Origin of the sequence: Cellulophaga baltica 18, assembly GCF_000468615.2 — a bacterium.
In the GTDB taxonomy this organism is placed as follows: Bacteria; Bacteroidota; Bacteroidia; order Flavobacteriales; family Flavobacteriaceae; genus Cellulophaga; species Cellulophaga baltica.
In genome coordinates this window covers 2,587,804-2,610,113 of the sequence record NZ_CP009976.1, presented here as the reverse complement: position 1 = coordinate 2,610,113, position 22,310 = coordinate 2,587,804, and the positions used below count along the sequence as shown (strand labels likewise).

Annotated in this window: 20 protein-coding genes; 14 read left to right on the top strand and 6 right to left on the bottom strand. The window is 33.9% G+C overall.

What is annotated here, in order from left to right; genetic code table 11:
• Positions 1–80 precede the first annotated feature (80 nt).
• Together ribH and M666_RS11060 are read right to left on the bottom strand one after the other, a co-directional pair.
• Positions 81–563 (bottom strand): 6,7-dimethyl-8-ribityllumazine synthase, encoded by a 483-nt coding sequence (gene ribH / locus M666_RS11065; RefSeq protein ID WP_029445901.1) that lies wholly within the window; start codon positions 561–563, stop codon positions 81–83.
• Positions 564–565: 2 nt separating this feature from the next.
• A complete protein-coding gene (locus tag M666_RS11060) occupies positions 566–1,342 on the bottom strand; it encodes a tetratricopeptide repeat protein (RefSeq protein ID WP_024480044.1) in 777 nt (258 codons plus the stop codon).
• Between the two features lie 124 nt (positions 1,343–1,466).
• Here M666_RS11060 and recF point away from each other — a divergent pair, with 124 nt between their 5' ends.
• The 7 genes from recF (at position 1,467) to M666_RS11025 (ending at position 8,597) form a co-directional block, all read left to right on the top strand.
• Entirely contained in the window at positions 1,467–2,552 is a 1,086-nt protein-coding gene (gene recF, locus M666_RS11055) for a DNA replication/repair protein RecF (RefSeq protein ID WP_029445900.1), read from the top strand.
• A 145-nt stretch (positions 2,553–2,697) separates the two neighbouring features.
• A complete protein-coding gene (locus M666_RS11050) occupies positions 2,698–3,120 on the top strand; it encodes a hypothetical protein (protein ID WP_052206654.1) in 423 nt (140 codons plus the stop codon).
• Complete coding sequence (locus M666_RS11045; protein ID WP_024480041.1) at positions 3,120–3,416, top strand: DciA family protein; 297 nt, start codon at positions 3,120–3,122, stop codon at positions 3,414–3,416. Before M666_RS11050 ends, M666_RS11045 begins: the two co-directional genes overlap by 1 nt.
• A 71-nt stretch (positions 3,417–3,487) precedes the next feature.
• A complete protein-coding gene (locus M666_RS11040) occupies positions 3,488–4,723 on the top strand; it encodes a DNA cytosine methyltransferase (RefSeq protein ID WP_029445898.1) in 1,236 nt (411 codons plus the stop codon).
• On the top strand, positions 4,716–7,232 hold the full coding sequence (locus M666_RS11035) for a sensor histidine kinase (protein WP_029445897.1): 2,517 nt from the start codon (positions 4,716–4,718) through the stop codon (positions 7,230–7,232). Before M666_RS11040 ends, M666_RS11035 begins: the two co-directional genes overlap by 8 nt.
• Entirely contained in the window at positions 7,229–7,942 is a 714-nt protein-coding gene (locus tag M666_RS11030; RefSeq protein ID WP_029445896.1) for a hypothetical protein, read from the top strand. The genes M666_RS11035 and M666_RS11030 overlap by 4 nt, the downstream gene beginning before the upstream one ends.
• Complete coding sequence (locus M666_RS11025; RefSeq protein ID WP_029445895.1) at positions 7,935–8,597, top strand: hypothetical protein; 663 nt, start codon at positions 7,935–7,937, stop codon at positions 8,595–8,597. The genes M666_RS11030 and M666_RS11025 overlap by 8 nt, the downstream gene beginning before the upstream one ends.
• A 159-nt stretch (positions 8,598–8,756) precedes the next feature.
• Here M666_RS11025 and M666_RS11020 read toward each other — a convergent pair whose 3' ends face one another.
• Together M666_RS11020 and M666_RS11015 are read right to left on the bottom strand one after the other, a co-directional pair.
• A complete protein-coding gene (locus M666_RS11020) occupies positions 8,757–9,173 on the bottom strand; it encodes a nucleoside-diphosphate kinase (protein ID WP_029445894.1) in 417 nt (138 codons plus the stop codon).
• Between the two features lie 80 nt (positions 9,174–9,253).
• Positions 9,254–10,297, bottom strand: a complete 1,044-nt coding sequence (locus tag M666_RS11015; protein WP_029445893.1) for an alkaline phosphatase D family protein — start codon at positions 10,295–10,297, stop codon at positions 9,254–9,256.
• A gap of 75 nt (positions 10,298–10,372) precedes the next feature.
• Between M666_RS11015 and M666_RS11010 the strand changes: the two genes are divergently transcribed.
• The 4 genes from M666_RS11010 to M666_RS10995 all read left to right on the top strand — a co-directional run bounded on the left by M666_RS11010 (position 10,373) and on the right by M666_RS10995 (position 14,286).
• Positions 10,373–11,389 carry a DHH family phosphoesterase gene (locus M666_RS11010; protein WP_029445892.1) on the top strand — a complete coding sequence of 339 codons (1,017 nt, stop codon included), beginning with the start codon at positions 10,373–10,375 and terminating at the stop codon, positions 11,387–11,389.
• Complete coding sequence (gene gldI, locus M666_RS11005) at positions 11,389–11,937, top strand: gliding motility-associated peptidyl-prolyl isomerase GldI (RefSeq protein WP_029445891.1); 549 nt, start codon at positions 11,389–11,391, stop codon at positions 11,935–11,937. Before M666_RS11010 ends, gldI begins: the two co-directional genes overlap by 1 nt.
• A gap of 10 nt (positions 11,938–11,947) precedes the next feature.
• A complete protein-coding gene (locus M666_RS11000) occupies positions 11,948–13,087 on the top strand; it encodes a peptidylprolyl isomerase (protein WP_024480036.1) in 1,140 nt (379 codons plus the stop codon).
• A 134-nt stretch (positions 13,088–13,221) separates the two neighbouring features.
• Positions 13,222–14,286 carry a glycoside hydrolase family 5 protein gene (locus tag M666_RS10995; protein ID WP_226989903.1) on the top strand — a complete coding sequence of 355 codons (1,065 nt, stop codon included), beginning with the start codon at positions 13,222–13,224 and terminating at the stop codon, positions 14,284–14,286.
• 78 nt (positions 14,287–14,364) lie between these two features.
• Here M666_RS10995 and M666_RS10990 read toward each other — a convergent pair whose 3' ends face one another.
• Positions 14,365–15,132 (bottom strand): M48 family metallopeptidase, encoded by a 768-nt coding sequence (locus tag M666_RS10990; RefSeq protein ID WP_024480034.1) that lies wholly within the window; start codon positions 15,130–15,132, stop codon positions 14,365–14,367.
• 60 nt (positions 15,133–15,192) lie between these two features.
• Complete coding sequence (locus M666_RS10985) at positions 15,193–16,650, bottom strand: aminoacyl-histidine dipeptidase (RefSeq protein WP_029445889.1); 1,458 nt, start codon at positions 16,648–16,650, stop codon at positions 15,193–15,195.
• A 78-nt stretch (positions 16,651–16,728) separates the two neighbouring features.
• Between M666_RS10985 and M666_RS10980 the strand changes: the two genes are divergently transcribed.
• From M666_RS10980 to M666_RS10970, 3 genes are all read left to right on the top strand, one after another.
• Positions 16,729–17,796: a DUF3810 domain-containing protein gene (locus tag M666_RS10980; protein ID WP_029445888.1), complete on the top strand. Its 1,068-nt coding sequence runs from the start codon at positions 16,729–16,731 to the stop codon at positions 17,794–17,796.
• Between the two features lie 142 nt (positions 17,797–17,938).
• A complete protein-coding gene (locus tag M666_RS10975; RefSeq protein ID WP_029445887.1) occupies positions 17,939–20,887 on the top strand; it encodes an amidohydrolase family protein in 2,949 nt (982 codons plus the stop codon).
• Between the two features lie 100 nt (positions 20,888–20,987).
• Positions 20,988–22,283, top strand: coding sequence for an amidohydrolase family protein (locus M666_RS10970; RefSeq protein ID WP_024480030.1), 1,296 nt, complete (start codon positions 20,988–20,990; stop codon positions 22,281–22,283).
• The last annotated feature ends 27 nt before the right edge of the window (positions 22,284–22,310 follow it).

Here is a 22,310-nt window from a genome sequence, read left to right as displayed (position 1 = left end):
AGGGTTAAAAACAAGTTTAGCTTTAAAAACAAGACCCATGGGTTTATTTTTAAAGCTAAAACTCAATAATTTAGATCCTATTACGAACCTAATGCCGCCATTTTAATAGCTGCAATAGCAGCCTCTGTACCTTTGTTTCCGTGAATACCACCACTACGGTCTATTGCTTGTTGTAGATTGTTATCTGTTAAGACACAAAAAATCACAGGAATATCAGTTAGCACATTTAAGTCTTTTATTCCTTGAGCGGTAGCATCGCAAACAAAATCAAAATGCTTCGTTTCTCCTTGAATAACACTTCCTATGGCAATAACAGCATCAACATTTTGTGTTGCTATCATTTTTTTACTTCCAAAGGTTAATTCAAAACTACCAGGAACATTCCAACGAATAATATTTTCGGCTAAAGCACCACAATCTAATAAGGCTTCTTTAGCTCCGTTGAACAATCCTTCTGTAATATTCGTGTTCCATTCAGAAACAACAATCCCAAATCGAAAATCTTTCGCATTTGGGATTGTAGCTTTATCGTAAACAGATAAATTTTTATTGGCTGTAGCCATACTTATTTATTTTTAGCCATTGCAATGTAAGCATCTACCAAACTAGCTTCTGGAGATTTTGCAAATTCTTCTTTTATTCTTTCAAAATATTTCAAAGCAGCATCATTCTTATTTAGCTCTAAAGCAGCAACACCAGCTTTTTGTAAAAACATTGGTGTACTATACTCATTTGTATTAGCACTTAATGCCTTTTCATAATATCCTAAAGCATCTTCTGGCTGATTCAATTGCATAAATGCATCACCCATACCACCTTTTGCAATAGCATCTGTAATAGCATCTTTAGCGGTATAATCACTTAAATAATCAATTGCTTCTTGATATTTTTGTGTGTTTAAGTAAGACATCCCTGCGGCATAAGAAGCAAGATTTGCACTTTCTGTACCACCGTAGTTATCAATAACATCAATTAAACCATATTTACCATTACCACCTTTCAATGCTAAATTGTATAATGAATCTTGCGCTACTGGGTTTTGCAAAGCTTCATTAAAATATTGCATTGCATAAAACATTTCGTTTCCTGCATCTGCTTCTTGTGGTTTCTTCACAAATTGATCATAGGCTAAATACCCTAAAACCCCTACTGCAATAGCACCAATAACACCTAGAATATAATTTTGGTTTTTAGAAACCCATTCTTCAGTTTTATTTGCACTATCATCTAAGGTACTAAACACCTCAGCCGTTGTACTGTCTTGTTCATTGAACTCAACTTCGTCTGTAGAATCAATATTTACTTCTTTTGCTTTATATCCGCGCTTCTTGTATGTAGCCATTATTTAATTTTAATAATCGGGCAAAAATAAAGTTTTTATTCAAAATCGGAAGCTTCTTATTCGTTATTTTTCGATAATTTGCACGTTCGTCTACTAATCAATCTAAAAATCACGGTTACAGAGCATGTTTCTGAAGAAATTATCCCTTATAAATTACAAAAATTTTAGTACCGAAAATTTCGATTTTGACAGCAAAATCAACTGTTTCGTAGGTCAGAACGGTATTGGAAAAACAAATATCCTAGATGCCATTTACCATTTATCATTTGGTAAAAGTTATTTTAACCCTATAGCCACTCAGAATATAAAACATGGCGAAGATTTTTTTGTCATCGAAGGGAATTTTGAAAAATTAGACCGAGAAGAAAAAATAGTATGCAGTCTTAAAAAAGGACTGAAAAAAATTATTAAGAAAAATGGCAAAGCCTATGATAAGCTTTCAGACCATATAGGATTCTTGCCACTAGTCATTATATCGCCTTCTGATAGAGATTTGATTACCGAGGGTAGTGATACACGCCGAAAATTTATAGATGGTGTTATTTCACAATCCGATAAAGAATACCTGCAGACCTTGCTTAAATATAATAAGATTGTGAGTCAGCGTAATTCACTTTTAAAATATTTTGCTGCCAACCATACTTTTGATGCCACTAATCTAAGTGTCTACAATGAGCAACTAGACACCTATGGCACTCAAATATTTAACAAACGTGTGGCCTTTTTAGAAACCTTTATCCCTATCTTTAAAGAACAATACCAGATTATCTCTGGCGGAAATGAGGAAGTATCCATAGTCTACGATAGTAAACTACTAGACACAAAGCTTTTGGACCTGTTATGCAAAAATATTGAAAAAGATAGAGCACTACAATATACCAGTGTTGGGGTTCATAAAGACGATTTAAATTTTGATTTGGGCGAACACCCTATTAAAAAATTTGGAAGTCAGGGGCAACAAAAATCATTTCTTATTGCATTGAAACTAGCACAATTTCATTTTATTAAAGAGCAATCTAAAACTACACCTATCTTATTGTTAGATGATATTTTTGATAAGCTAGACGAAAACAGAGTAAGTCATATTATTAGTTTGGTGAACGATGAAAATTTTGGGCAGCTATTTATAAGCGATACTCATGCGGACAGAACAGAAAATGTAATTAAAACCACTCACCAGTCCTATAAGATGTTCAAATTAGGGAGTTAGTTGATGGCAACTAAAAAGTTCAAGTGCAAAGTTCAAAATAATAGAGAATGTCAGTTCGAGTGATTTTTGTGCAGGGCAACGAAACAAAAATAGTATCGAGAACAGATTAGAACCTAAAAAAAATAGTACTAGAAAAAGCAACTCAATGATAAAAAAAATAAGCATCGTATTATTCCTATTCCTAATAACTTCTTGTTCTCAAAAGATTACAGATGAGCAATTGAGTCATTTAAACGGATATTGGGAAATTGAGAAAGTGACGCTCTCTGACGGACAAAAGAAAGAATACAAAGTAAATGAAACTATAGATTATATAGAACTAGACGGATTAAAAGGTTTTAGAAAAAAAGTAAAACCCACATTTAGCGGCACCTACATTACTAGTAATGATGCTGAACTATTTAGCATTTACAAAAAAGAAGACCAATTCTTATTCACCTATAAAACGGAAATAAGTGAGTGGACAGAAACCTTAAAATCTATATCAAAAGATAAGTTTTCAGTCACCAGTGAGGATAATATCACGTATTTTTACAAACGCTACGAACCTATAAATATTTCTAAATAATGGCGAAAAGACGCAGAGAAAACATTCCCTTAAGTGAAGCTCTAAAAGAGTTTATTGACGTGAACAAACTCCAAAAAGGTATGGATAAAGTTGATGTTAGAGAAGCTTGGACCAATCTTATGGGTAATGGCGTTAATAACTATACTACTGCCATAGAATTACGGGGAGATACGTTATTTATATCACTGTCTTCTTCCGTATTGCGATCAGAACTAAGCCTGGGGAAATCTAAAATTATCACCATGCTTAACGATGAGTTAAAAAAAGAAGTGGTGAAGAAGTTGGTGTTGCGGTAAACTGCCATTTTAATTAGAATATTGATTATATATTTGTATTAATTCAATTCAATAATAAGACTTTTCCTATAATGGAGGATAAAAAAACATATATAGATTTATTTGCAGGTTGTGGCGGGCTTTCACTAGGATTATATAATTCTGGTTTATGGAAAGGCCACTTTGCAGTTGAAAAAAGCCCAGATGCTTTTAAAACCTTTAATCATAATCTGATTGATAATAATAATCATTTTGAATGGCCAAATTGGTTACCAAAAACAAATCATGATATAAATGAGATTATTCAGAACTACCCTTCGGAACTTAAAAATTTAAGAGGAAAGATAGACATGGTTGCCGGCGGACCACCCTGCCAAGGATTTTCTACTGCTGGAAAAAGAAATGAAAATGATTTAAGAAATAAGCTAATAAAATCTTACATTAGATTCATTAGGTTAGTACAACCCAAAGTCATTTTTTTTGAAAACGTTAAAGGCTTTACACAGAAGTTTGACAAGAACAAACTTAAAGGAATAGTTTATTCAGAATACGTAAAACGAGCACTACGCTATACTCCAAAAGATAAAAATTATTTTGGCTATCAAGTAGAAGGAAGACTTATAGATTTCTCTGAATATGGTGTACCACAAAAAAGAACGCGATTCATTCTAGTAGGAATAAGAAAAGATATTGCAAAAAAAACTAGTCCAATAGAATTCTTTGATTCAATAAAAAAAGAAAGAAAACAATTTTTAATTAACAAAGGAATTGGCTTAACGAATACACTTGAAGATGCTATTTCTGATTTACTTAGAAAACAAGAAACTATTTCTCCAGATACAGCTTCTTTTAAAACTAGTCTTTATAATGAAGTAACTTCTAATTATCAGAAATTACTAAAAGGAGATATCAACACTAAAATCCCGGATAGCCATAGGTTTGCAAAACATACGGAACGTACAGTAGAAAAGTTACTATACATTTTAAAATATGCAGATAAGAACAAAACTTTATCTGACGAAATAAAAGAAAAATTCAATCTTAAAAAGCGAACGATAATCCCTCTATCTGGAAACACCCCTACTCCAACGATTACAACTTTACCTGACGATTACGTACATTATTCGCAACCTAGAATTTTTACCGTACGTGAATATGCTAGAATACAATCATTTAACGATTGGTACGAGTTTAAAGGTAAATACACTACCGGAGGGAAAAGAAGAACACAAGAGGTTCCTAGGTATTCACAAATTGGAAATGCAATTCCACCATTATTTGGTGAACAAGCAGGTTTAGTTTTAAGATCAATACTAAATAATGGATAAAGGCACTTTAAAATTTGATGTTAAAACCGGTATGAAAAATATCATTGGTAGAGATTTAATTACCGATGATTTTATTGCAATTTATGAATTGGTTAAAAACTCATATGATGCCTATGCTAACTACGTCAAAATCTCTTTTAGTAAAGATGAAATTATTATTGCAGATAATGGCAAAGGAATGTCTAAAGTTGATTTAGAAAAAAAATGGTTTGCAGTAGCATATTCTGCTAAAAAAGAGGGCTTAGAAGATAGTGATTTACAGAGAGATTCTCATTTAAACAATTTGAAATCTAGAAGGTTTTATGCTGGTGCTAAAGGTGTTGGCAGGTTTTCATGTGATAGGTTAGGTTCTGAATTAGAACTTATAACCTCAAAAGCAAGCTCTGACCAAACCTTTAAATTGGATGTTGATTGGGGCGAATTCGAAAAAGATGCGGAACAAAGTTTCAATTCAGTTAAAATACCTTTTGAAGAAATTGAAAACAACCAAATATTTCCTAATAAAAGTATTAATGGTACTATTTTAAAAATTCAAAATTTAAATTCATCTTGGGACCGTAAAAAAGTTTTTGAACTACGAAGATCACTTGAAAAACTAATTAATCCATTTACAAAAGAAGATTCTTTTAAAATCGACATAACAGCTTCTGATGATATTCTAATTTTAAAAAAATCAGATAAAGATTTAAAAATAAATGGAGTTATTGGCAATAGTATTTTAAAAATTTTTGACTTAAAAACCACCCAAATTGATGTAAGCCTAAAAGGAGATTTAATAACAACAAAAGTTATTGACAGAGGTTCTTTAATATATCATATTGAAGAACCCAACAGTTATAAATCTATTATAGACGATTTAGATATAAACTTATATTTTCTTAATAGGAGTGCCAAAATTAACTTTGGAAAGTTAATGGACATCGAGCCTGTTAATTATGGAAATATCTTTCTGTTTAAGAACGGTTTCAGAGTTCAACCTTATGGTAATGTTGGAGACGATAGTTGGGAATTAGACAATAGGAAACAACAAGGATATAACAGATTTTTAGGAACTAGAGATTTATTTGGAAAAGTAGATTTAATAACCGAAAATTTTGACGAATTTAAAGAAGTGTCAAGTAGAGATGGTGGATTAGTTCAAACCGTAGGTAAAAAATTATTATTTGATATATTTTTTGAAAAAGCACTTAAAAGACTCGAACGTTATGTAGTTGGTGTACTTTGGGGTGAAGCATTCAAGAAAAAGAAATACTTTCTAAACAATCAATTAGCTGAATTACATCGAGAAAGCTTAAAAGAAGACAAAGACAAAGATTCGTATGAAGATGCACTTAAAAATATTGGAAGTAAAATAGATTTTGTCAATTTAATAAAGACACTTAGTGATGACAATGATATCCAAATCATTAAATACAATAAAGAATTAGTAAATCTCGTAAATGAAAGATTAGAAGACGTTCAACCAAAATTTATCGCAGAATTAGAAAAAATTGCAGTAAAAACAAGCGATAAAGAATTGTTAAGTCAGGTTAAACTTACAGAGAATAATTTTAATAAAATAATCCATGAAAAGGAAGCTGCTCTAGTAAGAGAGGAAGAAGAAAGGCGAAAACGAATTGAAGCTGAGAAGAAAGCTGAAATAGAGAAGCTAAAAAGAGAAGAAGAAGAAAAGAAAAGAAAAGAAGCTGAAGAGAAAAGACGAAAAGCTGAATTACTTGCTGAAAGAAAAGAAAAAGAAAGAGCTTTAGCTGAGTTAGCCAAATTAAAAGCTGAAAAAAAAGCACGTGAAGAAGAAGAGAAAAATAAAAATTTATCTGATAAACTTACAATTGAGACAAAGAAAACTCAATATTTAACTGCAACTAGGAAGACTCTAAGCGATGATGCAGAACAACTTGTTCACTCTATCGACTTATATGTTGGAAACGCTTCGACTTATGTTAATGATTTACTCACCTCAAATCTTGATGAACAGACAAAGTCAAAAATATATTCAATCAAGAATAACATTGACAAAGCGATTAAGGTCTCTCAAATAATTATTAAATCCAACTTCGATTATAAGTTTACCAACCAAAGAATTAACCTTCCAAAATATATCACAGAATATTTGAATGACGTTAGTGTTTCAAGAGAAGAAATCGACATTAAAACTGAAAATTTATTTGAGAAATACTCATTAATCAATCCAATAGAAGTAGATATTATAATTGACAATCTTGTCTCTAATTCAATTAAAGCCAAAGCCAATAATATTTTAGTTGAGTTTTCAAAAGTTGACAAAAAATTAGAAATTCTTTATCACGATGACGGCATTGGTGTCTCTGAATTACTCGCTAAAAACCCAAAATCTATTTTTGAATTAGGTGTAAGAGACTCAAAAGAAAGAGGTTCAGGGATTGGTATGTTTGATGCAAAAAAAAGAATAACAAACTTAAAAGGGTCTATTGATTTTATTGGGAATAATATAAAATTAAAAGGGGCTTCATTTAAAATCACACTAAAATGAGTCAAATAGAATTAAATTATTTAGTGTTTGACGATGACCCCGAGGCAATTAATCAGTACCATAATAAGATTAAAATAAGCGGATGTCTTATAACACCCATAGTCATAAATCCTATTGATTTTTATGATGCTGATACAAATGAATTCGTTGTTGATGATTTCAAAACAGAAATCATTCAAAAAACTAAAGGTAGGAATATAAATCTGATTATAACAGATTGGAATATATTAGATAAGGACAATGAATTTCCTGGTATAAAAGGTTGGGATATAATTGAATGGGTAATTGAGACTAAAGAAAAATGGAAAAGTCGTACTTTCCTTATCTACTCGTCTGATATTAAAAAAGCTTCAGATTATGTTCTACAAAAAATAAAAAAAGAAATAGAAGAACAACCAGATGATATAATTCCTTCTTTAGAGTTTATAAGAGAGATTATTGAGTTAAAAATAAAGTTTTGTAAGAGAGATGAACAAAGGTTTGAGGAAATAAAAACTCTTTTAAAACAATCTAATACTATTTCCAATGTAGTTCTTGATTCATTAATATCATTTGATGAAAACACAATAGTAAATACAGGAAATTCCGATTACGATGGAAAGAGAATAGCAGATATTTTAGACCTTAATCATCAAGATATTGGTGGCTTAAAATTTATTCGCGAATTTATAGAATTATCAATCGCTCATTATTCTAATTTAAATGAATAAGTATAAAAGTGTTTTAATTATTCATGCGTCCGATAATTCTACTTTATTTTTAAATAAATTCAAAGAAGAGTTTGAACCAATTTATTATTCATTTAAATCTGATGAAAAATCAATTCTAAAAGCAAAATCTTTAATTGGTGATTTAGAGCCTAAATCATTAATAGTTTATTTAGGACATGGGAGTTCAAGTGGTTTATATGAGCCAGACGATACTTTTGAATACATAAAATATTTTCTTGATGCGACTTGGGCAAACCACTATTTTGATGAGCACGATATATTTCTTTTAAGTTGTAAATCGAGTGATTTTATTAAAAAAATTTATAAATCAAATTTTTCACTTGGATTTGGAAATATAATCAGTTCAGAGGAAGAGTTAAAGCATTATAATAAGTATTCTGATTTTCAGAAAGTATTGAATAAAGATGAAATTAATATTTTCAACGATATTTATGTAGAGTGTTCTATTAAAATCATAAAACTTTTAATAAATGAAAAGATTAGATTCATAGATGTTCCAAAGTATTTCCGTTTTTACTTAAACAAAAAAATAAACAGAATTTTATTAAATAAAGAAAACAAAAATAGAATTGAACTATCAAGGTTAGTATTTGAATTAAGAAATCAAATTCAGTTAAAATATAATTACAGATAATTTAAGTTAACAACTCTTCAAATTTATATTGAATTGTTACAGTTTTATAGCTATTTGAATATATTAATACGCTTAAATATGAATAATGTAAAATTTTACAATCAAAAAAGGCCACTCATCACTGAGTAGCCTTTTTTAGTATATTCTATGTTGTTTTACTTAGAAGATCTCTCTTCCAGCAAAATGAAAAGCTCCTTCAATAGCAGCATTCTCATCACTATCAGAACCATGTACTGCATTCTCACCAAGAGACGTAGCAAACATTTTACGGATAGTACCATCTGCAGCCTCAGCTGGGTTAGTTGCACCAATTAAAGCTCTAAAGTCTTCAACAGCGTTATCTTTTTCTAAAATAGCAGCAACAATTGGTCCTCTAGACATAAAGTCTACCAATTCTCCGTAAAAAGGACGCTCACTATGAACAGCGTAAAACGCTTGAGCATCTCTTTTGCTTAATTGCGTATATTTCATAGCTACAATCTTAAAACCAGCAGCATTAATTTTGTCTAGAATAGCACCAATATGTCCGTTTTCAACAGCATCTGGCTTAAGCATTGTAAATGTTCTATTTGTCATTTTCTTTAAATTTTGTGCAAAAGTACTATTTTAAATACATTCTACAATAGATTAATAAAAAACTGAAGGTAAGTTAACGATTATTTAAACCCTTGTTCCAAGATACCCAAGACTTTACCTTTATCGCCTATTATTTTGAAAACCACATGACTGGTTTCAAAATTAAAAGTCAAGGTGCCAAAACTTACCTCCGCTACCACCTCTCCTACCCGATACGGATTTTCTTCTCCTGAGTACGAAGAATATACATGGGTAAGTCCGCTACTCGTAAAATCTATCAATGGATACCCAACACCTGCTATAGTTGTCTTTGAAAATTCTGAAATATGCCGGTCTCCAGAAAGCACCACAACACCTTTCGCTTTAGAATCGGCAATCAACTGTTCTAATTTATCTACTTCATGCGGAAAATTACCCCATGTTTCAAAACCATGTTTATTAGACAACACTTGTATGCTACTTACTAAAATATTAAAATCTGCCGTACTAGAATTCAGTTCCTTCGCTAACCACTCCCATTGTGTTGCTCCTAAAACGGTACCTTCTCCATAAGTATTTGGTTTCGTTCTTTTTTTTGTTTCGGTATCTTTAGTTAATGCGGTTCTAAAGTAACGAGTATCTAAAACTATTACTTTAATACTCCCTTCTGGCGTATCATAGGTATGAGAAGCATACACCCCTTCTTGTTTTCTACGTGGGCTATCTTTTGCTATTTTAAAGAAATCTAGAAATACCTGCTGACTTTCTTTTTTGAAGGCATACTCTACTCCCCCATCATTTAAACCATAATCATGATCATCCCAAGTACCAATCACAGGAACTTCGGCTCTTAATTTTTGATAGCCTAGTATGCTATCTTGGCTTTTATAAAACTGTTGAAGCTTTTGCATGTCATTAGTATCTGCATAGACATTATCACCTCCCCATATCCAGACATCAGGATGGGTATTTAAAATATCATCCCACAATACATTGGGGATAGTACTCTTATTACAGGACCCAAAAGCGATGGTAAAATCGGCCTTTTCCACACGCGCATCAGGAACACTTTTGTCTTGCGCGTGCCCTAGTACCACCCCTAATAAAATAAATACACTATTAAATACTATTGGTAACTTCTTCATTTTCAAATATTGTTTCCTTACAAAAATAGCAATTCTTACTGTAGCACTATAGTATAAAATAGTATCTTTGCCGCCATGAATTCAGAGGATATTAGCAAAGTAAAGGAGCTACTTAGTGTTCCACAAAAAATAGTTATCATACCACATAAAAATCCTGACGGAGATGCTATTGGCTCTACATTAGGGCTATGGCACTATCTAAAAAACAACGGACAAGACGCTACAATTATTAGTCCTAATGATTCGCCTAAGTTTTTAAAATGGATGCCAGGTAGTGAAGATATTCTAAATTTTGAGGTAGAAAATTCACAAGCTAAAAGAGCTATTGATGAAGCTACACTAATTTTTACGTTAGATTTTAATCATTTAGGACGTGTTGGGCAGATGCAATCGTTCTTAGAAGAAGCTTCTGCTACTTTTATTATGATAGATCATCACCAAGAGCCGTCTGACTATGCATTGGTGACCTATTCTGATGTTACTATGAGTTCTACCTGTGAGATGGTTTATAATTTTATCGATTATTTAGGTGATACCGATAAGATTACCTCCGAAATTGCCAACTGCCTTTATACGGGGATCATGACAGATACAGGCTCATTTAAATTCTCCTCAACCACTAGTAAAACGCACAAAATTGTTGCAGAACTAATAGATAAAGGGGCAGAAAATACCCGTATACACAACGTTGTGTATGACACCAATTCTCCTAGCAGATTGCATTTATTAGGCTGTGCGCTTAAAAACATGGTGATTTTAGAAGAATTTAATACGGCATACATCACCCTTAGTCAAGATGAGTTAGATACCTATAAATATCAAAAAGGAGATACGGAAGGCTTTGTAAACTACGGATTAACTTTAGACGGTATTCGCTTCGCGGTAATCTTCATTGAGAATAAAGAAGAAGGTATTATAAAAATATCGTTCAGGTCTGAAGGAGATTTTTCTGTTAATGAATTTGCACGTGCTTATTTTCATGGTGGCGGACATAATAATGCTGCCGGAGGAAAAAGTGACCTTCCATTAGAAGAAACTGCAGCGTATTTTGTAAACTTGTTACCGAAACATTTAAAAGAATTAACCCGATAATGAAGTATCTGTTATATTTGAGTGCATTATGTTTACTTTTTATAAGTTGTGAAGAGCCTATTGCGCGTAAACCAGTTCGTGTATCTACACCTAAGCTGGTAAAATCTACCGTAGAACGCAACAAAGATCTTTTAGAAATAGAAGTAAAGATTATAAATAGATTGGTAAAAAAAGATACACTTCATGAATACTTACCTACAGCTACTGGATCATGGTTTTATTATGAAATAAAAAATGATTCATTACCATATGTACCTCAAGAAGAAGATGTTGTAACGTTAACCTACAACATCATGACGCTTACCAACGACACCATATATACCGCAAAAGAAATTGGCATACAACGTATAAAAGTAAATAAGCCTAGTTTATTTAAAGGCTTACGACATACCTTTACCCTTTTAAAGGAAGGCGAAAAAGCTACTTTTTTATTCCCATCTTCCCTAGCTTTTGGCTACCATGGAGATGATAATAAAATTACCCCCAATACCCCAATAAAATCATCCGTAGAAATTTTAAACATAGAAAAACACCCAACAAATAAATAGATTTAAAAAAATGAAAAACATTCTTAGTTTACTTCTTATTGCAACTGTTTTAGTAAGCAGCTGTAAATCTAGCAAAACAGCAGATTTAGGCGATGGCATTTTTGCTGATATTCAAACAACACAAGGAGATATCATTGTAAAATTAGAATATGATAAGACACCTGTTACTGTTGCCAATTTCGTATCTCTTGCCGAAGGAAAAAATCCTTTTGTAACCGATAGCTTAAAAGGAAAAAATTATTATGACGGACTTACTTTTCACCGGGTAATGAAAGATTTCATGATTCAAGGTGGTGATCCAACAGGAACTGGAATGGGAAATCCTGGATACCGCTTTATTGATGAGTTTGTAGATTCTTTAAGTCATAGCAAAAAAGGAATCCTTTCAATGGCCAATTCCGGGCCTAAAACTAACGGAAGTCAGTTTTTTATCACCCATAAAGAAACGCCTTGGTTAGACAACAAGCATACAGTTTTTGGTGAAGTTGTAAACGGAATGGATACTTTAGATAGCATTGCTACTGTAGCCGTTGGGGAAAACAATAAGCCTGTAGAAGCTGTGATTATGAACAAGGTAAAAATTATCAGAAACGGTAAAGAGGCAAAGAAATTTGATGCCGTTGCTGTTATGAAAAAATATTTTGCGGATGAAGAGCTTAGAGAAAAAGAGGCTGCTCGTTTAGAAGCTGAGCGTGAGCAAAAATTAGCGGAAGCAAAAGCTGCGTTTGTAGCTAACTTAGAAAGTCAGAAAAAAGCGGCACAAACTTTAGCTTCTGGTTTAAAAATATTTACTTTAGAAGAAGGTACTGGCGAAAAGCCTAAAGTGGGTCAAACGGCAAACCTATATTACGCAGGTTATTTTGAAGATGGCCGTTTGTTTGATAGTAATGTAGAAGAAACATCTACCTTATACGGACAATTTAATTGGAACAGAAGAGATCAAGGTGGCTATGAGCCAATGCCTATGGTTGTAAGTATGGATGCACCAATGATTGCTGGTTTTAAAGAAGCCGTAATGAAAATGAAAGTAGGACAAAAAGCACGTGTGTTCATTCCTTCTCATTTAGCCTATGGCGAATCTGGTAGAGGACCAATTCCTGCAAATACCGATTTAATTTTTGATTTAGAAATGGTTGATATTGCGCAATAAGCAAAAAATCACAATTTGATTAAAAAATATAAAACACCTGCTTTTTGCAGGTGTTTTTATTTACTATACCTTTAGCCCTTAACCTATATATTTAAATGATTATGAGAATTCCCCTTTTCAAAACAGTATTTTTTTTGAGCCTCTTTTTTCTAATTTCCTGCAGCAGCGATGCAGAGCCCGAAATTATTGACCCGGTAGATACCGAAGAAACTGCCGATGCTACGGATGATGAACCCGCAGCTCCCGAGCCAGAGAGTACCCCTGAACCAGACACTAATACAGAAACAGCCACCAATGTTGTGGAAGCTTACGGACAGTTGAGTGTCTCTGGAAGCAAAATTGTAGATGAGAACAATAACCCAATTCAACTTCGGGGTATGTCTTTATTTTGGAGCCAATGGATGGGACAATACTACACAACAGGAACGGTAAATTGGTTGCATGCAGATTGGAATGCCACCGTAGTGAGAGCCGCTATGGGTATTGAAGATGCAGATGGCTACATTAGCAACCCTGCTACAGAAAAAGCCAAAGTATTCGCCGTGATTGATGCCGCTATAGACGCTGGAATTTATGTGATTGTAGATTGGCATAGCCACCATGCAGAAGATCATATCCCTGAAGCTAAAGCTTTCTTTGCGGAAGTAGCCCAGAAATACGGAGATCAACCAAATATCATCTATGAGACATATAATGAGCCATTGGATGTTTCATGGACTGGAGTTTTAAAACCATACCACGAAACTATTATCGCAGAAATACGAAAGTATGACCCAGATAATCTAATTATCTGTGGGACCAGAACGTGGTCTCAGCGTGTAGATGAAGTAGTTGGTCATGAAATTAATGATGCTAATGTTGCGTACACCTTGCATTACTATGCCGCTACACATAAACAAGAACTAAGAGATATAGCGCAAATAGCACTAAACAACAATCTCGCCATTTTCGTTACAGAGTATGGTGTTACAGAAGCCTCTGGAAATGGTTATATTGATGAAGCATCTACCAAAACTTGGTGGAACTATTTAGACGATCATAAAATTTCTTGGTGTAATTGGTCTATTGCAGATAAAGATGAGAATGCTGCGGCACTAACATCAGGTGCTAGTGGCTCAGGAAATTGGGCCGAAAGTGAGCTTACTGTTTCAGGAAAATTAGTCCGTTCAGAATTATTAGCTAAGAATCCTACCTACTAAATAGAGGTAGAAATACCCTATAAAAAAAGCTCCTTACAACCAATTTGTAAGGAGCTTTTCTGTTCAATAGTATTATAATTAATTCTTTGCATCTTGTTTTTCAGCCCATTCTTTAGCTCTTTCAGAACGTTTTGCAGAACCTGGGTGAGAAGACGTTAACGATCCTTTACCACCATTATCACTTAAGTCTGCTAATTTTTGAAAAGCACCTTCCATAGCATGGTAATTTAAATCATGACGTACTAAAAATTCAAATCCGTATTTATCAGATTCAGATTCATTGGTTTGAGAAAATTGAGCATTTAAAACATTCTCAACGAAACCACCAATTTCGCCATCTGCTAATACTTTACCAGAATTTGTATTAGCAACAGCTAAATCTTTAGCAGCCGAAATTTTATAAGCCGACTTGTAACGCTCTTTAGAGTGTCCTAATTTAACATGCCCTATTTCATGACCAATAACACTAAGAATCTCATCATCGGTCATTAAGTCCATTAGACCTGCCATAACACGCACACTACCATCTGGAGTTGCAAATGCATTAATATCGGTTACTAAATATACTTTATAGTTTAAATCTAAACCATCTTCATTTTCGAAACCTTTCACCAAATTAGCCAAACGATCCGCATAAGGATCACCCGCTTCTCCAACAGGATTGTTTTCATCCATCCATACTACAGATTCCAATGACAATTTAGCCATATCTTCATCTGTTAAAGATGCTGCAGCGACCATTTTCTTCCCTGCATCAACATTTCCTTTTTTTAACATTTTGCCAAATTGCGCCTGCAAACTAATCGTTCCTAAGGCAAAAACGGCCATTAAAATACTTGTTTTCATTATTTATGGTTTAATTATTTAAGTTTCAAATTTAATTTTAAAAGTACACATATGGTTTATTTACTCCGGAATATTTTTAAGAATATCTAACGTAAACTTCCAAAACTTCTGTACAGATGAGATACTAACACGTTCATCAGGAGAATGCGCTCCTTTAATAGTTGGACCATAACTAATCATATCTAGGTCTGGGTAATTCTGTCCTAAAATACCACATTCTAAGCCAGCATGACAAGCAACCACTTTTGGTTCTTCTTTAAACACCTTCTTATACTGTGCTTTTAACACCTCTAAAATTGCTGAATTAGGGTTGGGGTTCCATCCTGGATAATCACCACTCAAGGTAACTTTACAGTCCGCTAGTTCAAAAGCAGACTGCAATGCGTTTGCTAAATCTAATTTAGAGGAATTAACAGAAGAACGCGTTAAACAACCAATATGTATTTTTCCACTTTCTACTAGTACACGAGCCACATTATTAGACGTTTCTACCAAATCATCAATAGCGGCACTCATAGTATATACTCCATTATGGGCGGTATACAAAGCTTTTAAAAGCTTAGATTGCGTTTTAAAATTCATAACCGATTTCGGTTTTTTAGCTTCCGATAAACTAATTACCATATCAGGCTCCGTTACGCATAGTTCTTCTTTAATTGTGTTTGACCATCGTTCAAAATCTTTCTCAAAATCTTTAATACGTGTTTTCTTCACACTTACAACAGCCACACTCTCTCTTGGAATAGCATTACGTAAACTACCTCCATTAATACTAGAGATTCTAAGTTTATACTTGTCTGCTCCTAAGAATAAGATGCGATTCATGATTTTATTAGCGTTTCCTAGACCTTTATGGATATCCATTCCGCTATGACCTCCTGTTAACCCTTTAACGTTCAGTTCAAAAGATACTGTAGCCATTGGCGTAGAACGTTCTTTATACTTGCGTTTAGCCGTTATATCAATACCTCCCGCACAACCAATGTCTATTTCATCATCTTCCTCGGTATCTAAATTAAGTAAAATAGCTCCTTTTAGAACTCCGCCTTTTAGCCCCATAGCACCCGTCATACCTGTTTCTTCGTCAATAGTAAAAAGAGCCTCTAACGCAGGGTGATCTATAGTAGTACTTTCTAATAGCGCCATAATAGTAGCTACTCCCATACCATTATCGGCGCCTAAGGTGGTACCTTTAGCTTTCACCCAATCATCGGCTATAACCATTTCTATACCTTGGGTATCAAAATCAAAAACAGTATCGTTATTTTTTTGATGCACCATATCTAAATGAGACTGAAGCGTCACCATTTTACGTTTTTCAAAACCTTTGGTTGCTGGCTTTCTGATAATAACGTTCCCTACTTCATCTTTAAAAGTTTCAAAACCTAGACTCTTTCCGAAATCTAACATAAACGCAATAACCCGGTCTTCTTTTTTAGAAGGTCTTGGTACGGCATTTAAATCTGCAAATTTATTCCAAACAGCTTTTGGCTCTAATTGTCTTATCTCTTTACTCATATTTATTTTATCTTCTTCAAAAATACGGATACTTAAAGAATACCTTATTTTTGAATGTATAAATTTTTAACAACCTGAATGAATAATAGACTTAAAAACGTAATTGCCTTATCCTTACCTCTGCAAATTTTCTTAGTGCAATGGCTTAGCAACTACCCTGAGTATATTGAAACTTACTTTAGCACAGGAATCTACCCCTATACTTCTACGTTTTTCAGATTGATTTTAGGATGGGTTCCGTTCTCCGTTGGCGATATCATATATGCCTTTTTAATTATTTATGCCATTAGATACCTTGTTGTTAAAAGAAAATACATTTGGTCTCATAAATTAGTATTTTTAAGAAATATAGCTATGGTACTCGCTGTAGCCTATTTTACATTTAATCTCTCTTGGGGTTTAAACTACCACAGAGAACCTATTTCAAAAAAACTAGCCCTTACCGAAAAATGCACCAAAGAAGAATTGGTGTCTTTTGTTGATGCTTTGATTCTAAAAACAAATCAAACTCAAATGCGTATTATGGGCGACTCTTCTAAAATGGTTATCAATACCTATACTAATAAGGAGTTGTTTACCAAAACTATTCAGGGCTATACCCAACTAGAAAAAACACATCCTTTCTTATCCTATACCCAACACAGCATCAAAGAATCTTTATTTAGCTATCCATTAAGCTATATGGGCTATGGTGGCTATTTAAATCCGTTTACCAATGAAGCACAAGTAAACGGACTCATTCCATCCTTCCGATTTCCAGTCGTAAGTGGTCATGAGATTGGCCATCAATTAGGATATTCGGCAGAAAACGAAACAAATCTAATAGGCTACATTGTCACCTTAAACAACGAAGATATTCAATTCAAATATTCGGCATACGCTTACGCCCTTAGTTATTGCTTAAGTAATATTAAAGAAAATGATCCTGAGCTTTTCACCACCTTAATTGCTAAAGTTAATGGTGGCGTAATACAAAATTATGAAGCCATGAATGCCTTTTGGTTGGGGTATGAAAACATCACCGAACCTGTTTTCAAAGCCATTTTTAATTCTTTTCTTAAAGCAAACAAACAAAATGATGGAATTAAAAGTTACAGCAAAGTGGTCTATTTAATGGTAAGTTATCATCAAAAATACCCCCTTTAAAATACCTATCTCAAAAATTAGTTCGCATTTTTTAGCAAGTACTTATAACGTTCCCAATAATCTGTTAAAAATAATCCAAACACCTGTGTAGGTTATCAATTTAACTTATTTTTAAGAAGACTAATTAACTAAAACTACATATATGAAAATGCGATTACTCGTGCTCACCTTCCTATGGTGCAGCAGTTATTTATTTGCGCAAGATTATTTTCCGAAAAATGATGGCGTAAAATCTAAAAACAACAACTACACAGCTTTTACCAATGCTAAAATTTATGTGACCCCATCGCAAATTATTGAGAATGGGACCCTTTTAATTCAGAATGGCAAGGTAGTACAAGCCGGAAAAACGGTATCCATCCCAAAAAACGCAGTGACTATTGATGTAAGTGGTAAATCTATCTACCCCTCTTTTATTGATGTATATTCAGATTTTGGTATCGAAAAACCTAAAAGACCAAGCAGACGTGGACGTACGGCAGAATACGAACCTTCAAGAGAAGGCTTTTATTGGAATGATCATATTATGCCAGAAACTAACAGCATCTCTGCTTTTAAGTACGATAGCAAAAAAGCAAAAGGCCTATTAGAGGCTGGTTTTGGCGTTGTCAACTCACACCTTCAAGATGGTATTGCTAGAGGTACTGGAGTATTAATTGCCCTTAACACGGAAGGTACCGATGCTAACCGCGTACTAGATGATAGATCTGCTCAGTATTTTTCTTTTGAGCGTAGTGTGATAAAAAATCAATCATACCCAACTTCCTTAATGGGAACTACGGCTTTATTACGCCAAATGTATAGTGATATGAATTGGTATGCTCAAGGAAAATCTGATACCAAAGATCGTTCTTTAGAGGCCTTGATTGCTAATAAAAATCTAGTACAAATTTTTGAAGCGAAAGACAGGGGTAATGATTTACTAGCCGATCAAATTGGCGATGCAAATGGCATACAATATGCTATAGTTGCCGGTGGTGATGAATACGAAAACATGGCCGAAATAAAAGCTACAGGTGCAAAATATATTCTGCCTTTAAATTTTCCAGACGCTTATGATGTTTCTAATCCTTACCAAGCTGGTTATGTTTCTTTAGAAGACATGCGTAATTGGAACCAAGCTCCTTTGAATCCTAAAATGATGGCGGATAACGGGATTTCTTTTTCTTTTACAATGCACGATTCAAAATCTGCCGCAAAGTTCAAAGAAAATTTAATGAAAGCTATCAACTACGGCCTTTCAAAAACAAAAGCCTTAGAAGCCCTAACTACCGTACCCGCGGCCATCTTAGGTAAAAGCTCAAAAATAGGAACCTTACAAGCGGGTAGCTATGCTAATTTTTTAATTACTTCTGGCGATGTGTTTGAAAAAAGCACCACCTTATATGAAAACTGGGTACAAGGAAATAAGACCATTGTTAATGACATCAATGTTAAAGATATTAGAGGTGATTATTCTTTATATACGAATGGAGCTACATTTAAAATTTCTATAAGTGGAGAAATTAGCAAACCTAAAGTTGAGATTAAGCAAGACACCTTAAAACTTACCTCTAAAATTAATTATGCTAATGACTGGTTAGATCTATCCTTTTCTACCGATGAAGGTGATAAAGTATATCGTATGAATGGTTTGGTAACAGAATCAGATGAATTATCAGGTAGATTAATTTTACCAAACGGAAAAGAATCTTTTTTTAAGGCTGATAAATTAAAAGGCTTTGAGGAAAAAGAGAAAGATGAAAAAGACAAAAAGGCTCCTAAAATAATGCCAGTCACTTATCCTAATATTGGATATGGTTACACATCAATTCCTCAGCAAGAAACTACCTTATTTAAAAATGCGACGGTGTGGACAGGTGAAGAAGCTGGTGTTCTGAAAAATACGGATGTCTTAGTGAAAAATGGAAAGATCACTAAAATAGGGACCAACCTAAATGCTGGTAGCGCTAAAGTTGTAGATGCAACAGGAAAGCATTTAACGGCAGGGATTATAGATGAGCATACCCATATTGCACTTTTAGATGTAAATGAAGCAGGACAAAATTCTTCTGCAGAAGTGACAATGGAAGATGTTGTAAATATAGAAGACATGAACATTTACCGCAATTTGGCTGGTGGGGTAACCTCTGGTCAGTTGTTACATGGTTCTGCAAACCCTATTGGAGGAAGATCTGCTATTATTAAATTAAAATGGGGAGAATCTGCTAAAAATATGATTTATGACAACAGTCCTAAATTTATAAAATTTGCTTTGGGTGAAAATGTAAAACAATCTAATTGGGGTAGTTTTAGTCGTTTTCCACAAACAAGAATGGGTGTTGAACAAGTGTACATGAATTATTTCCAAAGAGGTAAGGAATATGATGCTTTAAAGAAAAGCGGCAAACCCTATCGCTATGATCAAGAGATGGAAGTAATTGCAGAGATTTTAAACGGAGAACGTTTTATTAGCTGCCACTCGTATGTACAAAGTGAGATAAATATGCTGATGAAAGTTGCTGATAAATTCAACTTTAAAATAAACACCTTCACCCATATTTTAGAAGGTTATAAAGTAGCAGACAAAATGAAAGAACATGGCGTTGGCGCTTCTACTTTTAGTGATTGGTGGGCGTACAAATATGAAGTAAATGATGCTATACCTTACAATGCGGCTATTATGCATAGTCAAGGAATTACAGTGGCTATTAATAGTGATGACCGGGAAATGTCTCGTAGATTAAACCAAGAAGCTGGTAAAATTGTAAAATATGGTGGTGTTTCTGAAGAGGAAGCTTGGAAGATGGTCACCATCAACCCAGCAAAACTTTTACACCTAGATGATAGAACCGGAAGTATTAAAGTAGGTAAAGATGCGGATTTGGTCTTATGGTCTGATCACCCTTTATCTATGTATGCTAAATCTGAAAAGACAATGGTAGATGGTGCTGTATATTTTGATTTAGAGAAAGATAAATTACAGAGAGAAGCTATTGCTAGAGAACGCAATGAGTTAATAAATATGATGCTTCAAGAAAAAGAAAGTGGCAAACCAACACGGAAGCCTATGAAAAAAGACAAAGAAGAATTTCATTGTGATAGTTTATAATAGGTTTATATTTTGATGTGTACTTGTTACTCAGTAAAAGGGGAACAAGACAACATCTAAACGTACTACCTATAAAAGCATAAATTTTAAAAATACAGAAATGAAAAAAATAATATATATACTCGCATTAGTATGTGCCACTTCGCTCACATATGCACAACAGACGCCTGCTCCTGCGCAGACGGAAGCGATTACCATTGAAGGTGCTACTGCACATTTAGGAAATGGAAAAGTAATAGAAAACTCCCTTTTAATGTTTGAAGGTGGTAAAATCACCTTTGTTGGTGATGCCAAAATGAGAATTGCCAGAAAAGGAACCATCATTAATGCTACAGGAAAACATGTGTACCCAGGGATCATTGCTCCTGCTAAATCTTTAGGTTTGGTAGAAGTAGATGCCGTACGCGCAAGTGATGACCAAGATGAATTGGGTGATATGATTCCACATATCCGTAGTTTAATAGCGTACAATGCAGAATCTAAAGTGGTAGAAAGTATGCGCCCGAACGGTGTACTTATTGGACAAATAGCACCACAAGGAGGTCGTATTTCCGGAACCTCATCTATTGTACAATTTGATGCCTGGAACTGGGAAGACGCTGCTGTGAAAGTAGATGATGGCATTCATATGAATTGGCCAAATTCTTTTAAACAAGGTCGCTGGTGGATGGGCGAAGAACGCGGATATAAGCCAAATGATAAGTATGCAGAAGAATTAGATGAAATCACTAGCTTCTTTAAAAACTCTATGGCTTATGGTAAGGCAGCCGCTCCAGAAATGAACTTAGCCTTTAAGGCTATGGCTGGTTTATTTGATGGCAGCCAGAAGTTATACATCTATACCGATGGTGAGAAAGAAATTATTGATGCCGTTACTCTAGCAAAAGCGAACGGTGTTAAAGAAATAGTTATTGTAGGTGGATACCAAGCATATAAAATTACAGATTTCTTAAAAGAAAATAATATTGCTGTTCTTATCAACTTCACGCATAACAATCCTAATTTTGAAGATGATGATTATGATTTACCCTATAAGAATCCTAAATTACTATTTGATGCTGGTATTTTAGTAGGCATTCAAAATGCTTCAGCCGCCAATTTTCAAACCAGAAACCTCCCTTTTTATGCTGGGCAAACTGTAGGTCAAGGTTTAGATAAAGAAGCTGCACTACAACTAATTACCGGAAACAATGCTAAAATATTGGGTATTGATGCGGATTATGGAACTTTAGAAGTAGGTAAAAGTGCAACACTCTTCATTTCTGAAGGAGATGCTCTTGATACCAGAAGCAACCAATTAAGCCATGCTTATATTGATGGTCGTAATCTATCATTAGAGACGCACCAAACAGAGCTTTGGAAAAGATACATGGGAAAATACGAAGGCCAGAAATAATCTTCGCTATCCCATAATTTACAAAAG

Bases quoted from the DNA above. Each gene is read 5' to 3' on its own strand.
- ribH (WP_029445901.1), bottom strand. From the start codon at position 563: ATGGCTACAGCCAATAAAAATTTATCTGTTTACGATAAAGCTACAATC.
- M666_RS11060 (WP_024480044.1), bottom strand. From the start codon at position 1,342: ATGGCTACATACAAGAAGCGCGGATATAAAGCAAAAGAAGTAAATATT.
- recF (WP_029445900.1), top strand. From the start codon at position 1,467: ATGTTTCTGAAGAAATTATCCCTTATAAATTACAAAAATTTTAGTACC.
- M666_RS11050 (WP_052206654.1), top strand. From the start codon at position 2,698: ATGATAAAAAAAATAAGCATCGTATTATTCCTATTCCTAATAACTTCT.
- M666_RS11045 (WP_024480041.1), top strand. From the start codon at position 3,120: ATGGCGAAAAGACGCAGAGAAAACATTCCCTTAAGTGAAGCTCTAAAA.
- M666_RS11040 (WP_029445898.1), top strand. From the start codon at position 3,488: ATGGAGGATAAAAAAACATATATAGATTTATTTGCAGGTTGTGGCGGG.
- M666_RS11035 (WP_029445897.1), top strand. From the start codon at position 4,716: ATGGATAAAGGCACTTTAAAATTTGATGTTAAAACCGGTATGAAAAAT.
- M666_RS11030 (WP_029445896.1), top strand. From the start codon at position 7,229: ATGAGTCAAATAGAATTAAATTATTTAGTGTTTGACGATGACCCCGAG.
- M666_RS11025 (WP_029445895.1), top strand. From the start codon at position 7,935: ATGAATAAGTATAAAAGTGTTTTAATTATTCATGCGTCCGATAATTCT.
- M666_RS11020 (WP_029445894.1), bottom strand. From the start codon at position 9,173: ATGACAAATAGAACATTTACAATGCTTAAGCCAGATGCTGTTGAAAAC.
- M666_RS11015 (WP_029445893.1), bottom strand. From the start codon at position 10,297: ATGAAGAAGTTACCAATAGTATTTAATAGTGTATTTATTTTATTAGGG.
- M666_RS11010 (WP_029445892.1), top strand. From the start codon at position 10,373: ATGAATTCAGAGGATATTAGCAAAGTAAAGGAGCTACTTAGTGTTCCA.
- gldI (WP_029445891.1), top strand. From the start codon at position 11,389: ATGAAGTATCTGTTATATTTGAGTGCATTATGTTTACTTTTTATAAGT.
- M666_RS11000 (WP_024480036.1), top strand. From the start codon at position 11,948: ATGAAAAACATTCTTAGTTTACTTCTTATTGCAACTGTTTTAGTAAGC.
- M666_RS10990 (WP_024480034.1), bottom strand. From the start codon at position 15,132: ATGAAAACAAGTATTTTAATGGCCGTTTTTGCCTTAGGAACGATTAGT.
- M666_RS10985 (WP_029445889.1), bottom strand. From the start codon at position 16,650: ATGAGTAAAGAGATAAGACAATTAGAGCCAAAAGCTGTTTGGAATAAA.
- M666_RS10980 (WP_029445888.1), top strand. From the start codon at position 16,729: ATGAATAATAGACTTAAAAACGTAATTGCCTTATCCTTACCTCTGCAA.
- M666_RS10975 (WP_029445887.1), top strand. From the start codon at position 17,939: ATGAAAATGCGATTACTCGTGCTCACCTTCCTATGGTGCAGCAGTTAT.
- M666_RS10970 (WP_024480030.1), top strand. From the start codon at position 20,988: ATGAAAAAAATAATATATATACTCGCATTAGTATGTGCCACTTCGCTC.